Here is a 16,319-nt window from a genome sequence, read left to right as displayed (position 1 = left end):
TTGTTGTCGTTTTCGCGAGGTCACGAATATAAAAAAATTCTTATAGTTAAAAAGAATTTCTTTAATGTGAAATCAGAGAAAACTATCGCTAATATATTTGGCTTTGGTTTCTTTTTGACATCGTAATTTTCTTGTAACTATAAGAAAATTTCGTACTCGTCAATCGAGAAACTATAAGAAAGAAGAGTTAGTAAAAAATAAATTTAGAAAGGATAAACAATTATGTCAATGACAAAAATAAACTGGTATCCTGGTCATATGAAAAAGACCAAGGAAATGATAGTTGAGAATATGAAGATAATAGATATCGTGTTAGATATCGTAGATGCTAGAATTCCACTTTCAAGCAGAAATCCAGAAATAGCAACATTTGCAAAAGGGAAAAAAAGAATAGTTCTCCTAAATAAGGCCGACTTAGTAGAAAAATATGAATTAGCATATTGGATAAATTATTTTGAGGAAAATGATTTAGCTGATCATGTATTGGAGATCTCAGCTGAAACTGGATACAATATGAAAGCTTTATTTGAGATAATAGATGAGGTAGCTAAGGAAAAATCAGAAAAAATGAAGAAAAAAGGTCTGAGAAAGGTTCAAACAAGACTTATGATTGCCGGTATTCCAAATGTTGGAAAATCTAAATTGATCAATAGAATCGTGGGTAAAAAAATAACCGGTGTAGGAAATAAACCAGGATTTACCAGGGGTAAACAATGGGTTAGAATAAAAGAGGGATTGGAGTTACTGGATACTCCCGGAATCTTATGGCCTAAATTTGAGGACCAGAGAATCGGATATAACTTAGCAATAGCAGGGGCTATAAAAGATGAGATCTTACCTATTGAAGAAGTAGCCAGCCTGCTTATAAAAAAAATGATTAGGTATAAAAAATCGAAAGTTCTTCAGGAAAAATATAAGTTGACAGATGAAGATATGCAGGAGATCCCTGAGATTATTTTAGATAGAATTGCCCTTAGAATGAGAATGATCTTGAGCGGAGACAGGGTAAATACAAAACAGGCAGCCTTGACCTTATTGCGTGATTATAGAGCAAAAAAATTAGGTAAATTTGGCTTAGACAAGGATATGTCTGAATAGGAGATTTTTATATGAATGATATTAAATCAAAAATAAAATTAAATATGGAATTGACTGAAAAAATACTGGTAAATTTTATCAGAGAAGAGGTTAGAAGTGCTGGATTTGAAAAGGTGGTCTTAGGATTATCTGGAGGAATAGATTCAGCCATAGTAGCTTTCTTAGCTGTAAAAGCACTGGGACCTGAAAATGTATTGGGGATAATGATGCCCTATAAATCTTCTAGTCGTGAGAGTTTAGAAGATGCCCAAAGGGTGGTAGAAGCTACCGGGATGAGAGTTAAAAAGATAGAGATTACAGATATGGTAGATGCATATTTTGCCAAAGAACCTGATATTTCAGACCTGAGAAAGGGAAATAAGATGGCCCGTGAAAGGATGACCATCCTGTATGATTATTCAGCCAAGGAGAAATCATTGGTCTTGGGTACTTCTAATAAGACCGAAATTTTACTGGGATACAGTACCCAGTGGGGGGATTCAGCATCAGCAATCAACCCCATAGGTGACCTGTTAAAAACCCAGGTTTGGGAACTCTCTGAATACATGGGTATTCCAAAGGAAGTTATCGAGAAAAAACCAAGTGCTGACCTTTGGGAAGGGCAGTCCGATGAGGATGAATTAGGATTTTCATACTTTTTAGCTGACGAGATCATTAATTTATTGGTGGATGAAAGGTATACAAAGGAGGAGATCTTGGAAAAAGGTTACTCTGAAAAAACTGTAGATTCCATCCTTTGGAGGATAAAAACCAATCAATATAAGAGAAAACTGCCTCTCATAGCTAAAATATCTAATAGAACTATGGAAAGAGAATTTAGATACCCAAGAGACTGGGGGATATAACCAGACTCTTTTTTCTGGTTTATATAAGGTAGATAAAAAAAGTTAAGAGGTAGACTACCCGGTTAGTCTATCTCTTATCTCATATTTGATGTTTATTAAATTTGGCAGCACTATTAGAGGTTTTAAATCTGTGACAGAAAAAGAAAAAAAGAAAAAAAGGAGTGAAGGCTGATGTTAATTAACAAGAAAAAATTTGATTTTGAAAATAAAACTTATACCATGGGAATACTGAACCTTACTCCTGATTCGTTTTCAGATGGCGGATCATATACCGATCTGGAAACTGCCATAAAAAGAGCAAAGAAGATGGTGGAAGAGGGAGTGGACATAATCGATGTAGGAGCTGAATCTACCAGACCTGGAGCTGAGTATATAGAGGAAGAGGAAGAGCTGAGACGAATAGTTCCTGTAGTAAAAAGACTGGTCGGTGAGGTGGATGTTCCCATATCTATCGATACATATAAATCTCGTGTAGCTGAGGAATGCATCAAAGCAGGAGCACACATTATAAATGATATAAAAGGATTGAAAGGGGACCCCAATATGGCTGAAGTAATAGCGAAATATGGGGTTCCTGTTATAATTATGCATATCCAGGGGAACCCTAAAAATATGCAGAAAAACCCTGAATATGATAATATAATAGAAGATATCAAGGGGAGTCTGGGAGAAAGTATAGATATTGCTGTTAAAGCGGGAGTATCACCTGAAAAGATAATATTAGATCCAGGAATTGGGTTTGGTAAAACCTTTGAAAATAACCTGGAAATCATAAAAAAATTATGTGAATTTAAAAAACTGGAGTATCCTATATTAATAGGTGCTTCCCGAAAAGGATTTATTGGAGACATATTAGGAACCTCTCCCTTGGATAGATTGGAAGGGAATCTGGCCGTTGCAGTGATATCAGCTTATAATGGTGCTTCTATAATAAGGGTTCATGAGGTGAGGGAAACAGTGAGAGCATTAAAGATGACAGATGCTGTAAAAAATAAATAAAAAAAAGATTTTGAATTTGTTTTTTTACCTTTTTTTATTATTAATTACCAATTATCAAATATCAATTTCGCCGTAGGCGACAGGGGGAACTATGAAGGGTGAAGATCAATTAAAGCAGGAATTAGATGACTTTAAAAAAGAAAAAGACAGGATAAGTAATATAGTTGGCCAGATTGGCGGGAGTAAGGGAAATTCAAATAATAATTTAATAAATATAGCTTTCTTTGGGATATTATTTGCACTTATTATTTTTGGGGGAGTACTAAAAAAAATCTCCTTGGAAATTGAGATAGCAGCAGCGATATTGCTGGTTGTATTAAAGATCGCCTGGATGGTCCATGAGGCACAAAAAGTCAGCCATTTCCAATTCTGGATCCTAAATTCTCTGGAATTTAGAATCAATGAAATGAATAAAAAAGTAAGAAATATTGAAAAAACCTTAAAAAAAATGGAAGATAACGGTGCTTCGAAAGTGGACGAAGAAAAAACGGACATATAAATTATACTAGAAGGCAGGTAAACATGGGAAATAATGTGATATTTAAGGGATCTAATGGCAAGCTGGTAATAATATTAAATCCTGCAATTCCATTTCAGGAACTAAAGGATCACTTATTGAAAAAACTAAAGCAATCCAGGCAATTATTCATGGGGTATGAAGCTGTTATTGAATTTAAAGGCAGAGAGATAGATGAAGAGGAAGAATTAGAATTATTGAATATTATAGATGAAACAGTTGATATGAATATTTTATTTGTAACCGATAGGGAAACTTTACCTTTAAAAGAGGTTGAAAAGATGACTAGTATAGTAAAGGAAGGGATAACAAAATTTCATTTAGGAACACTTCGGTCCGGAGAAATTTTAGAATATCCTGGAAATATAGTGATCTTAGGGGATGTTAATCCGGGTTCTATTGTTAAAGCCGAAGGGAATATAATAGTCATGGGAACTCTAAATGGCGTGGCTCATGCTGGAATAAAGGGAAACGATGAGGCATTCATTGTAGCCTCTAATATGAATCCATTTCAACTGAAGATAGATGAAGTTTTATTTAAAAATTACAGCAGCAATATATTGTTTCGCAGTAAACAAATTATGCGAAATAAAAATAATATAGCTTATTTAAGAAATAATATATTGATAATAGATAAATTAACAAGAAAATCACTGAAAAATATTGTCACAACTTAGGAGGAACTCAGATATGGGAAAAGTATATGTGGTTACATCTGGAAAAGGCGGAGTAGGAAAAACAACAACAACAGCCAACCTAGGAGTTGGTCTGGCCAAAAATGGTAATAGTGTAGTATTGATGGACGCTGATATTGGACTTAGAAATTTAGATGTAATATTGGGGTTAGAAAATAGAATAGTTTATAATTCTATGGATGTTATGGAAGGTACCTGCAGGCTGAAGCAGGCTCTTATAAAAGACAAAAGATATGATAAATTATTTTTACTGCCAGCTTCCCAGACAAATGATAAGATGGATGTTTCAACAGAGATGATGAAAAAATTAGTAGCTGAGCTGAAGGAAAAGTTTGACTATGTACTGATTGACTGCCCGGCCGGAATAGAGCAGGGGTTTAAAAATGCCATAGTGGGTGCAGATGAGGCCTTAATAATAACAACTCCAGAGATATCTTCCATAAGGGATGCAGACAGGGTAATAGGTCTCCTTGCTGCCAGTGAGATGGGAGAGATTAAACTTATTGTAAACAGGGTAAAGATGAAGCTGATTAATGAGGGGAATATGCTGCATATGGATGATATTGTAGACATATTAGGACTTGATATAGTAGGGGTGGTCCCAGATGATGAGGAGATAGTGATCTCTACAAATAGAGGGGAGCCTGTAACTGTAAAGGCTGTATCACCTTCTGGAAAAGCGTATATGAATATTGCAGGCAGGATAGTAGGAGAAGATATCCCATTTTTAAATATAGATGAAAAGAGAAGTTTTGCCAGTAAATTTAAAAACTTCTTTTCTAGGTAGATGGGGGGATAGATATGTTTGAAAAATTATTTGGAAGAAAAAAATCCAGTGCAGTAGCCAAGGATAGATTAAAATTGGTTTTAATCCATGACAGGAGACTGATCTCTAACACTGTTTTAAATGAAATGAAAGATGAACTTATTAAAGTTATCTCAAAATATATAAAGATAGAGCAGGAAGAGATCAATATCCAATTTGATGTAGAGACTGAAAATAGAAATAGAGGAGCACTCATAGTAAATGTTCCTGTAAAGGATATATTAAAAAAATAAGAAAAGATATAGGTATAAAAAAAGAGATTCGAAGCCATAGACTCCGAATCTCTTTTTTTTAGTCTCCCTTTTTGTTTACTACGAAGGTAAGTGGACAACCTTCAAATCCAAAGGCTTCTCTAAATTTATTCTCAATATATCTAATATATGAGAAATGTAATAATTCTGGATGGTTACAGAATATAACAAATTTAGGAGGAGCAGATGAAACTTGTGAACAGTAGTTAACTTTAATAACTCTACCTTTTCTAGTAGGAGGAGCATTTAAAACCATCGCTTCTTTTAATACAGTATTTAATAATCCAGTACTGACTCTCTTATGATATTCTGCATGAATTAAGTCTACATGATCGATTAATTTTAATGTTCTTTGACCAGTTAAAGCAGATACAAATTCGATAGGAGCATAACTTAAGAATGGCAGTTCAACCCTTAAATATTCTCTCATCTTATGCATAGTTTTAGTCTCTTTTTCTACAATATCCCATTTGTTTACAACAATAACCAGGGGTTTTTGTTCCTCATGGGCGATACCTGCGATCCTCTTATCCTGTTCGGTAAGGCCGTCCTTACCATCTAGTAATAGGAAGCAAACATCGGCTCTTTTGATACTCTTGATTGCTCTAAGTACAGAGTAATATTCTAAATCTTCTTCTATTTTTGATTTTCTTCTGATACCGGCAGTATCTATAAGTACATATTTTTCATCATTATGTACAAATGATGAGTCGATAGAGTCACGGGTAGTACCGGCAATATCACTTACGATACTTCTTTCTTCTCCTAATAATCTATTAGTTAAAGATGATTTACCGGCATTTGGTCTTCCGATAAGGGCAATCTTTATCCCTTCTTCCTCTTCAGGCATTTCTAACTTATTGATATGCTCTACAACTGTATCTAACATATCTCCTAAGTTTACCTTATGTTCTGCTGATACAGGAGCCAGATCTTCAAATCCTAATCCCCAGAAATCATATGTGTCTTCTAATTGAGCTTGGAAGTTATCGATCTTGTTTACACATAGGATTACATGTTTATTTTTCTTTCTAAGTAAGTAAGCTACCTCTTCATCTAAGGCAGTAACCCCGGCTTTTCCGTCTACAACAAATAGAATAACGTCAGCTTCGTTCATGGCAACCTCAGCTTGTTTTTTGATGTTAGCCATCATAAAATCATTGTTTCTGGGCTCTAATCCACCTGTATCCACTAAGACAAATTCAGTCCCACACCACTCAGTTTCTCTGTAAAGTCTGTCTCTTGTAACACCTGGCTGGTTGTCAACGATAGCTACTCTATCTCCTACTAATTTATTAAATAGAGTAGATTTTCCAACATTTGGTCTACCAACTATGGCAACTATTGGTTTCATAATTTATTTCCTCCTAATAACTCCTTCCTTGTTAGTGCGTTGATTTCTTTTCACTTGTGATCTATTTATATGTTAAATAATCATGAAATCTCCGTAAGAAGGAGGAGTAATTTTATTTTTTCTTCTTAAACTTATTTGTACCCTTGAACTTATTATTCTTAGGTTTATTATTATCTTTGGATTTGGAATGATCTTTATTATAAGAATTTCCCATATATCCATTTTTGGCATCTTTATCTATTAAAATATCTTTTTGTTTATACTTCCTGGCTGTATCCTTTTCCACCTTCATAGACTTCCCTGTAAAGGGATCTATCTCAGTATAATACATAAGGGTAGAATATGTCGATGGGGTAGGAGTAAAGATTTGAACCTGTTCAGGATTAACCTTTAGTTCGTGACTGGCAAAATTCTTGAGATCTTTCATATGCCTCTCATTGCACCCCGGGTGAGCTGCAATCAGATAGTAAGTTAAAAACTGCTTTTTACCCAGTCTGTCATTTATCTTATAAAATTCATCCTTAAATCTTTTTAAAACATCCTTTCCTTGTTTCCCCATAAGACCTAAGATCTCATCTTCGGTATGCTCAGGAGCTATCTTCAACTGGCCTGATACATGGTCTTTAACTAAGTTTTCAAGGTATAGAGAACCGCATTTATTGTCATCCATAATAAGGTCATACCTTATTCCGGAAGCTATAAATACTTTTTTGACTCCCTCTACTTTTTTGACTTTATCCAGTAATTCCAGCTGTTTATTATGGTTTACATTTAAGACCTTGCAAGTTTTCGGATACATGCACCTCATATCCTTGCAGGCTCCTAATTTTTGCTTTTTCAGACACTCAATTCCGTACATATTAGCCGTAGGACCGCCCAGGTCGGAGATATATCCCTTAAATGACTTCATTGCAGAGATATCTTCTACCTCTTTTACGATGGAGTCTGCACTTCTTTGGGTGATAGTCCTGCCCTGGTGAACTGCAATGGCACAGAAGTTACATTCACCATAACAGCCTCTATGGGTAGTAACCGAATGTTTAATAGTGTCCAGAGCTTTTACTTCTCCCATTTTTTTATAGTATGGGTGGAGTGCTCTCTCATATTCCAATCCATAGATTTCATCCATCTCCTCAGTTGTAGGAATGATCGATGGGGGATTTTGGATCAGATACCTGGTATCCTGTTTTTGTGATAAGCCTACAGCTGTAATATGATCATTGTTTACATAAAATTTTTCAAAGGCCTCGATAAATTTATGTTTATCAGCCTTACATTCATCAAAACTCGGCAGTTCTAAATACCCGGCTTTGGGTTCCTTTGCAATATAGCAAATCCCGCGAATACCGGTGTAGTCGTCTCCATTTTCAATGGCGTGAGCCAATTCCAACATGGATTTTTCTCCCATTCCATAAGAAAGAATATCGGCTTTTGAATTAAATAATATTGATTTACGTAATTTATTTGTCCAAAAATCATAATGAACAGTCCTACGTAAACTGGCTTCTATCCCACCAATAACAATTGGTTTAGGAGTCTGCTTAAAATTTTTCTTTATAAGGTTTGTATATGAAATAGTAGCTCTATCGGGACGTCTGTTATTTAACCCCCCTGGAGTAAAATCATCTTTCTGTCTTCTTTTTCTGGTAGCAGTGTAGTTCGCCACCATAGAATCAACACATCCAGCAGAGATTGCCCAATATAAGTTAGGTATTCCTAACCTTTTGATATCCTCATTATTATCTATATCCGGCTGGGCAATGATTCCCACCTTGAATCCATATTTTGACAGATATTTTCCTATAACAGCACTTCCATTATACGAACTGTCTACATAGGAATCCCCAGAAACCAGGATTATGTCCAAAGAATCCCAGCCTAATCTATCCATCTCTTCTCTGGTAGTTGGTAAAAACATATTTTTCTCCCTCTATTACATTACACTAAAATAATTATTCTAAAATACTATACATTATATCATATATGCACTGTTATTGCACGGGGAAATCTTCTGGATAAATTAATTTCTATGGCAAAAAAATCTTTTATGGTAAAATAAATTATAAAATTTAAGGAGGGAATGATTATGGCAGATTCTAAATTAAAATCTTATATACATCTGGTTAATTTTATAGCTGATTTTTTAGGGCCCAATTATGAAGTTGTGCTCCACGATGTGAGAAATATAAATAACTCAATAATAGCTATAAAAAATGGACATATTTCTGGAAGAAAGGTAGGGGGACCACTAGCTGATCTTTCCTTTAAACATATAAAAGAAAATAGAGATAGTGATAAAAAATATCTGCTCCTATACGGAAAAACAAAGGATGGGAGACAGCTCAAAACTTCTACATATTTCATAAGGGATGAAAGAGAAAATATAATAGGTTTATTGGGAATAAATACCGATATCTCAGATTTTGTAGACCTAAAGAAAAGAATGGAAGACTTTATCAACTATGGCGGGAACAATGTTATGGAAGACAGGGAGGAGGAGCGTTTTGAAAGCTCCATTGAAGATATTATGGATTCCATAATAAATGAAGTTATTACAGAATCCAGGATCTCTGTAGACCGGATGGATCATCTGGGGAAAATAGAAATAACTAAAAAATTAAATTTAAAAGGGGTATTTTTGATAAAGGGGTCGGTGGCCAAGGTGGCTGAAAAACTAAAAACCTCGGAAGCTACAATGTACAGATATATAAAACAGGTGAATAAATAATTAAAAAAAGGTGATTTCTTTCTGAAAGAAATCACCTTTTTATTTTCACACGGCTACAGTGGTAGAATCATTTAGGTTTAATACCTTACATTTTTTAATAAATTTATATCCGATAAAAGCTGTTAAAACCTCTGCCACGGGCATGGTAAACCATATACCATCTATTCCCAAGACCCTGGGAAAGATGGTGATGCCCATGATAACAAATATTATTCCTCTGAGAGCAGAGATGAAAGCGGAAAGTTTAGCATTTTCAATAGCTGTAAAATATGCTGACATGACCATATTGATACCGTTTAAAAAATAAGCAAAGCAGTAGATCTTGGCAGCTTTAGTAGTAAATATTAAGAGCTCTTTATTATCAGAAAAAGTCCCGATGATCTCCTCACTAAATATAAACATAGATGTAAAAGCAAAAATTCCAATGATGAAAACTGTTTTTATAGCTAAATTAAAGATACCCCTAATCACATATTTTTCACCAGCTCCTAAACTATAACTTATAATTGGCTGTATCCCCTGGGAAACTCCCAAAAGGATAGCGAAAACCACTGTGTTGATATAGTTTATAATACTAAAAGCCGAAACTCCTATCTTTCCAATCTCTTTCATGATGATAAGATTAAATATAAATATTATAAATCCCAAAGATATCTCACTTACAAATTCTGAAGCTCCATTGACAATGCCTTTAAAGAGAAGATTCAGGGAAAAATCAGGCCTTACAAATTTGAGCTGACTGTCATTTCTAAAAAAATCAACGATAAGCATTATTGTAGAAATGGTCTGGGATATACCCGTTGCAAGGGCAGCTCCCTTCAGACCATAGTCTAACTGGATAACGAAGATATAATCCAAAATTATATTTAACACTCCGCCTATTATGAGTGCACTCATTGAATAGGTAGGTCTGCCATTTGTCCGGACAAAGATCTCTAAAAAATATGTTCCCATGAAGAAAATGTTGAAATACATGATTGTGGTCATATATTCTATAACCATGGTTTTTAAAACTCCGGTAGCTCCTAAAAAATCGGCAGTCTGCTCTGGAAATCCTAAAACGAAAAGACTTATCCCGCCGGCTGCTAAAGTAAGTACAAGAACAAAGAAACTAAATACCTTACTGGCCTCGTGATTTTTTTTCTCTCCCATCTTTATAGCCACTATGGTAGCGCTCCCTGTGGCAATCATGATATTTAGTGCAAATGAGAAAGCAATAACAGCTTCCACCATATTTACAGCAGCCAGGCCATCGCTTCCCACAGCCTTACCTATGAAGATTCCGTCTACAACTACATATAGTGAAGTTACCATCATCCCTACAACACCTGGGATGGTGTATTTAAAAAACAATTTGTTTATATCTTTTTTCATCCCCATCTCCCTTAAATTTATTTTGATCTATAATTAAAGTTTTACATTGTTGTTAAATTTCCGTTTATAATACATTATAAACATTAAATGTACCTTATGGTCAAGGTTTATCTTAATAAATAATATCATGAATATGTTTAAAAATTTAATTTTTTTTAATTTTCTTAAGTTTTTTTTGAGTATATGCAAATAATTTTATCATGTCACTGTAAATCGACAAAAGATAGAGTGAATTTGATAACTTATTCTAAATATGATAAAATTATTAGGTTATATAAAAGAAACTAATAAGCGGAGGTAATAATATGGCAGGGCATAGTAAATGGTCTAATATTAAGCATAGAAAGGGAGCTCAGGACAAAAAGAGAGCTCAATTGTTTACAAAATTAGCAAAAGAGGTAACAATAGCAGCAAAAGAGGGGGGGAAAGATATAAACTTTAACCCTAGATTAAGATTAGCATTAGAGAAGGCAAAGAAACAGAGTATGCCAAAGGATAATATAGATAGAGCGATAAAAAAAGGTACTGGAGAACTAGCTGGTGTAGAATATATAGAGATCAGATATGAAGGGTATGGTCCAGGCGGGACTGCATTTATAGTAGATGTAGTTACAGAAAACAAAAACAGGTCTGCATCATCTGTAAGATCAAATTTTGCTAAAAATGGCGGGAATATGGGATCCGACGGTGCAGTAGCATGGATGTTCAATAAAAAAGGCCAGATCATATTAAATTCTGAAGGATTAGATGCCGATGAATTTATGATGGAAGCACTAGAGATGGGAGCAGAAGACCTGATTGTAGAAGGGGATACATTCGAAATCCTAACTGACCCTACTGAATTACAAACTGTAGTAGAGGCGTTGACTGAAGCTGGCTATAAATATGAAGAAGCAGAAATAGTAATGCTTCCTGAAAACATGGTGAAAGTGGAAGACGAAGAAATGGCTGAAAAAGTTATGAAATTATACGAAGCATTGGAAGATAATGAAGATGTAAATGATGTTTACGCTAACTTTGATATCTCAGATGAGTTAATGGAAAAAATAATGGGGTAAATAAAAAATGGATTCCATTAGGAATCCATTTTTATTTACTTTAATTTATTAATGTTTTCTTCTGAATTGTCTCGGGCCCCTGTATTTGTCTAAATACTGTGCAGGGACAACTTCTACCTCTAACTGGCTGAGGTCAGCCCGAACGATAGATACATCTACACTGTCTCCTAATTTAAAGAGATCTCCTGTATCTTCATTTTTCATAGTATAGTTATCTTCATCAAAGGTGAAGTAGTTGGGAGAATTGACTCCGTCAAAGAAACACTCTACGTGTTCCTCTGTCTCAAAGAATATCTTAGTTTTATTGAATCCAATAATCCTGCTCTTATATTCTTCTCCGATCTTATCCAGCATATATTCTACAATTTTTATCTTTACACTTTCAGATTCTAATTTCATAGCTGTTCTCTCTGTTTTTGAGATATGTGATCCAATGGCAGACATCTCATCTTTAAACATCTTTATAGTTTTTTTACTTGGATAACCGGTTAGAGTTTCATTGATAACTCTGTGAACCATAAGGTCGGCATATCTTCTGATAGGAGAAGTAAAGTGAGCATAATAACTTGAAGATAATCCGAAATGCCCGACATTCTCTACTGTATACCTGGCCTGCTTTAAACTCATCAAAATAAGTTTATGGATGATCTGGCTGTTGCCGTCTTCCTTAGATTGCTCTATTATCTTTTGGAACTTCCCTGGGTGTAAGTCCTCATGGGAATGAAGGTTATATCCAAACTTTTTAATAGAATCATTTAGTGCGGTAATTCTGTCTGGATCAGGTTTTTCATGGGTTCTGTATAGGAATGGCAGTTCCATCCAAAATATCTTTTCAGCAACGGTTTCATTGGCTGCAATCATGAAATCCTCGATAATTCTTTCAGATTCACCTCTTTCGATTACCTTAAGATACTCTACTTTTTTATCTTCTCCTAAGACAGCTTTTACCTCTGGAATATCAAAATCGATACTGCCTCTGGAATATTTTAATTCTCTAAGGATATGAGATAGTTCTAACATCTCAAAGACCATCTTATTTATATCTTTATATTCCTCTGTATAAGTTTTATCACCAGCCAGGATCTTATTGACTCCCCCATAGGTCATCCTATGAGCAGTAGATATTACAGCTTTATAAGTTTCGTGGGTTACTACCTGCCCCTTGTTGTCAATCTCCATTTCACATGTAAATACAAATTTATTTTCATGGGGATTCAACGAACACAGCCCGTTTGAAATCTCCCTGGGAAACATAGGTATTACTCTGTCTACCAGATATATCGAGTTACCTCTTTTACGGGCCTCCATATCCAGAGCACTCCCGAAAGGAACATAGTAAGAAACGTCGGCGATACATACTATAAGTTTAAAATTTCCATTATCTAATTTTTCCACATATACAGCGTCATCTAGATCTTTGGCATCTTCCCCGTCGATGGTAATAATAGGAAGATCTCTCAGGTCGTGCCTTTTTGCGATCTCCTCCTCTGAAAGCTGATCGCTTAATTCCTTTGCCTTTTGAATTAGTCTGGGAGAAAAGTCCATAGACAGCCCTTCCCTGATGATAAGAGCTTCAATCATATTGTTGGTATCATAGGGGTCCCCGATTCTCTCGATAACCTTACCCTCGGGTTTTTTATCTTTTTCCCCCCAAGATATAATTTCACAGACCACCAGTTCACCATTATGGGCTCCTCCATTGAACCTTTTGGGAACAAATATATCATTCCCGAATGAATGGGTAGGAACTACAAAGCCAAATCTCTCGTTGGCCTGGTAGATACCAATGATGGTATTTTTTTCCCTTTTCAATATTTTGACTACTTCCCCATCTTTTTTGGCTCCGGTAGTTTCACTGGACAGCTGTACCATAACAAGATCCCCGTTGAATGCACCGTTAAATTTAGATTTAGGGATAAATACACCAAAATCTTCTGTATCAACAAATGCAAATCTGTCCTTTACTACATCGAGATTTCCGATAACATATCCTAAATTCTGAGGAGTATTATACTTCCCCCTTTTACTCAAGATAAGGTCTCCCGATTCTACTAATTTATCCAAAAAATCTCTATTTTGTTTTTTTAATTTAAGAGACCAACCCATATAAGATGTGATCTCACTTAAAGTTTTTCCTTTACCTTTTTTAAAAAGTTCTAAAACTTTTTTTTCATCGTTTTTATTCATAACTTTTTCTCCCTTTATTTTCCCAACTCTCCTAAGATACAGTTTCTCATATCCACAGTATTAGGGTGGATAGGAGCATCGATCTCCAGGAGATGTTTTAATTTTCTATCTACCTCAAGTAGGATAGCGTCGTTGATACAAGTTTTTGCTTTTTCCCTAATTAAATCTACATTGGGGTAGTTTCTGTTAGGTTCTACAGCGTCGGCAATATATATTATCTTTTCTAAAGTCGTCATTCCCCTCCTGCCGATGGTGTGGTATTTGATGGCACTGAGGATATCTTCATCATGGATTCCCAATTCTTTTTTTGCATAAACACTTCCTGCAAAACCATGGAGCAGTTCTCCCATATCTCCGTAATATTTCAAAGTTTCATCACATTCCACATAGAAGTGAAGTTCTTCCAAATTCATGCATTTAGAGACATCGTGCAGGAGGGCTGCAATCTCAGCACTGTGTTCATTGATATCATATTGTTTTGCCAAAGCGACGGCTACTTCTATAACTCCCAAGGTATGCTGGTATCTTTTAGGTGGGAGTGATTTCTCAATATGGTCATACAATTGATTTAACATAAAAACCTCCGTGATACTTTTTATTTTTAGATATCTAAATTTTTAGTATAAAAAGTTTTGAGACTGTACCATTTTAATCTGTTTACTTCTACATCATCGATAAGTATTTTTACCCTGTTGATCCCCTCTAAACTTGTATAGGTGTTCACCAAAGAGTATATGATTAGGAGTTCCTGTTCCTTAGTTTGAATACTCTTGGTAATGTTGGAGCTGAGGTTAAGATATAGTTTATCACCTACAAGATAGGAGTTTAAGAGTGTTATATCGGAGTCCATAAATGGATAGTAATTCCCGTTTTCATCTCTAATCTGATAATTGCTCTGTTCATGAATCCCGTTGAAGATGGATTTTACCTCGGAAGCAAAATCTTCCTTAACAATCTCTATATCCGATGGAACCAACCTGTCCAAAGAATCGTTGGGAGTATAAATTTTTACTATCTTAATATCGATAATTGCCTGTATATTTTTGTGGTTAGTAATTTTTTTTATGGGAATCTCATCTCCCATAGTGACGTATTTATAGAAAAAAATACTACTTATTAAAAGGAAGGTAATGGAACTCCCTAAGATAATTAAACTTTTTTTATCTTTCATAGCTGATCTCCTTAATGTTTTAATAAAAATGTTGTTTTATAGCTTTGGCAATCTCGTCAGCAGCTAATTTCTGGTATTTAGCCTGCTTAATCTTACTTATATCTGAGGTATTTGTAATAAATCCAGCTTCTACCAGTATTCCAGGGCCATCAAATCCCCTAAGAACTGCAAAGTTAGCTCCGTGTGCTCCCCTGTTTGTCATTCTTAACTTTTTGGAATAAGAGTTGACCAGGTTTTGTGCTACCTTGGCAGAGACCTCTTTATTTTTTTTGTAAAAAAGCTGTCCCATAATAAGGGTTATATCGTCGGCATTTTCTCCAAATTTATCTCCTACACTGTTTTCAAAAGCAGCTACTTTTTTAGCATAATTGGATTCTGTTCTGGAAAAATAAAATATATCAGCACCGTTAGCCTGGGAACTGCTGTTGGAGTTTAGATGGACACTTACAAAGAAGTCACCCTTATATTTATTCCCTATGTTCGGCCGGCCGGACAAACTGATAAAGGAATCATTGGATCTGGTCATGATTACGTTAAAATCTTTTGAAAGATTAGTTTTAAGATATTTAGTGATTTTCAGTGCCAGATCTTTCTCATGGTATCTATTAAAACCAGTGGCACCAGGATCTTTTCCCCCATGACCTGCATCTACGATGATGGTATATTCCTTTTTAGCCTTATTTTTATCAAAGTTTAATACAAACCTTGTGGGGTTTGACCAATAACGGGCACTATAATTTATATTGTTTTTAAAAAATATAAAGACACCTGTAGAATTTTTATACTTTCTTACCTGGACATTTTTAACATAACTTCCATTGAGTATCTTATTTTTTAAGTTTGAGGAAGCTCTTGTATTTAAAAATTCAACAAAGAGGTACCTGTTTTGTTCGTCATAACTAATATTATACTTAGGCTTAACATTTCCTTCTACATCGATAACCATTTGGGGAGGATTACCATTAAATCTCAGGTTTTGTAATAAAATTTGGTTAGAAAATCCTATAGTAGCTAGGATAAAAAAAAGTAGGATTAAATTTATTTTTCTCATTGTGCTCTCCTTATATTGTATGAGGTTAAGGTTGAACTATCAAGTTACATTTTATCATATATCACAATATAATGTGTAAATTTTTATTAGAAAAAGTTGATAATTTTATCTCATTAAATATCTGAATAAAAAGTAAAAAAAAAGGAAATAAGGAATAAATTTAGT

Annotated in this window: 16 protein-coding genes; 9 read left to right on the top strand and 7 right to left on the bottom strand. The window is 34.7% G+C overall.

Translation table 11 applies throughout. The annotated features are described in order from the left end of the window. The first annotated feature begins 222 nt into the window (after positions 1-222). From ylqF to minE, 7 genes are all read left to right on the top strand, one after another. Entirely contained in the window at positions 223-1,098 is an 876-nt protein-coding gene (ylqF, locus tag DYH56_RS01275; protein ID WP_114641035.1) for a ribosome biogenesis GTPase YlqF, read from the top strand. An 11-nt stretch (positions 1,099-1,109) separates the two neighbouring features. Then, positions 1,110-1,943 carry an NAD+ synthase gene (locus tag DYH56_RS01270; RefSeq protein WP_114641034.1) on the top strand — a complete coding sequence of 278 codons (834 nt, stop codon included), beginning with the start codon at positions 1,110-1,112 and terminating at the stop codon, positions 1,941-1,943. 171 nt (positions 1,944-2,114) lie between these two features. Further along, positions 2,115-2,942: a dihydropteroate synthase gene (gene folP / locus DYH56_RS01265; RefSeq protein WP_114641033.1), complete on the top strand. Its 828-nt coding sequence runs from the start codon at positions 2,115-2,117 to the stop codon at positions 2,940-2,942. A 91-nt stretch (positions 2,943-3,033) separates the two neighbouring features. Beyond that, positions 3,034-3,441, top strand: coding sequence for a hypothetical protein (locus DYH56_RS01260; protein WP_114641032.1), 408 nt, complete (start codon positions 3,034-3,036; stop codon positions 3,439-3,441). A gap of 23 nt (positions 3,442-3,464) precedes the next feature. Then, entirely contained in the window at positions 3,465-4,136 is a 672-nt protein-coding gene (locus tag DYH56_RS01255) for a septum site-determining protein MinC (RefSeq protein ID WP_114641031.1), read from the top strand. 13 nt (positions 4,137-4,149) lie between these two features. Beyond that, positions 4,150-4,941 (top strand): septum site-determining protein MinD, encoded by a 792-nt coding sequence (gene minD, locus DYH56_RS01250; RefSeq protein WP_114641030.1) that lies wholly within the window; start codon positions 4,150-4,152, stop codon positions 4,939-4,941. 14 nt (positions 4,942-4,955) lie between these two features. Then, positions 4,956-5,213 (top strand): cell division topological specificity factor MinE, encoded by a 258-nt coding sequence (minE, locus tag DYH56_RS01245; RefSeq protein WP_114641029.1) that lies wholly within the window; start codon positions 4,956-4,958, stop codon positions 5,211-5,213. Positions 5,214-5,271: 58 nt separating this feature from the next. Here the strand turns inward: minE and der are convergent, their stop codons facing one another. Together der and DYH56_RS01235 are read right to left on the bottom strand one after the other, a co-directional pair. After that, a complete protein-coding gene (gene der / locus DYH56_RS01240; RefSeq protein ID WP_114641028.1) occupies positions 5,272-6,585 on the bottom strand; it encodes a ribosome biogenesis GTPase Der in 1,314 nt (437 codons plus the stop codon). A gap of 112 nt (positions 6,586-6,697) precedes the next feature. Beyond that, the gene (locus tag DYH56_RS01235) at positions 6,698-8,503 is read right to left on the bottom strand and encodes a YgiQ family radical SAM protein (RefSeq protein WP_114641027.1); all 1,806 of its coding nucleotides are present in this window, start codon (positions 8,501-8,503) and stop codon (positions 6,698-6,700) included. Positions 8,504-8,671: 168 nt separating this feature from the next. On the opposite strand from DYH56_RS01235, the gene DYH56_RS01230 reads away from it, so the two are divergent. After that, positions 8,672-9,313, top strand: a complete 642-nt coding sequence (locus tag DYH56_RS01230) for a helix-turn-helix transcriptional regulator (RefSeq protein ID WP_199532946.1) — start codon at positions 8,672-8,674, stop codon at positions 9,311-9,313. 45 nt (positions 9,314-9,358) lie between these two features. Here DYH56_RS01230 and DYH56_RS01225 read toward each other — a convergent pair whose 3' ends face one another. Next, a complete protein-coding gene (locus DYH56_RS01225) occupies positions 9,359-10,687 on the bottom strand; it encodes an MATE family efflux transporter (RefSeq protein WP_158539005.1) in 1,329 nt (442 codons plus the stop codon). A 305-nt stretch (positions 10,688-10,992) separates the two neighbouring features. Here DYH56_RS01225 and DYH56_RS01220 point away from each other — a divergent pair, with 305 nt between their 5' ends. Next, entirely contained in the window at positions 10,993-11,745 is a 753-nt protein-coding gene (locus DYH56_RS01220; RefSeq protein ID WP_114641024.1) for a YebC/PmpR family DNA-binding transcriptional regulator, read from the top strand. A 48-nt stretch (positions 11,746-11,793) separates the two neighbouring features. On the opposite strand, the gene rnr is transcribed toward DYH56_RS01220, so the two are convergent. The 4 genes from rnr to DYH56_RS01200 are packed head-to-tail and all read right to left on the bottom strand — an operon-like array spanning position 11,794 to position 16,154. Then, a complete protein-coding gene (gene rnr / locus DYH56_RS01215) occupies positions 11,794-13,932 on the bottom strand; it encodes a ribonuclease R (RefSeq protein WP_114641023.1) in 2,139 nt (712 codons plus the stop codon). 14 nt (positions 13,933-13,946) lie between these two features. After that, positions 13,947-14,507, bottom strand: coding sequence for a bis(5'-nucleosyl)-tetraphosphatase (symmetrical) YqeK (gene yqeK, locus DYH56_RS01210; protein WP_114641022.1), 561 nt, complete (start codon positions 14,505-14,507; stop codon positions 13,947-13,949). 26 nt (positions 14,508-14,533) lie between these two features. Beyond that, entirely contained in the window at positions 14,534-15,103 is a 570-nt protein-coding gene (locus DYH56_RS01205) for a GerMN domain-containing protein (protein WP_114641021.1), read from the bottom strand. 19 nt (positions 15,104-15,122) lie between these two features. Next, a complete protein-coding gene (locus DYH56_RS01200) occupies positions 15,123-16,154 on the bottom strand; it encodes an N-acetylmuramoyl-L-alanine amidase family protein (protein ID WP_114641020.1) in 1,032 nt (343 codons plus the stop codon). Between the last annotated feature and the right edge of the window lie 165 nt (positions 16,155-16,319).

Origin of the sequence: Psychrilyobacter piezotolerans (assembly GCF_003391055.1) — a bacterium.
GTDB lineage: Bacteria > Fusobacteriota > Fusobacteriia > Fusobacteriales > Fusobacteriaceae > Psychrilyobacter > Psychrilyobacter piezotolerans.
Note: the sequence above shows the minus strand (reverse complement) of the source record. Positions and strands in the feature narration are given on the sequence as shown.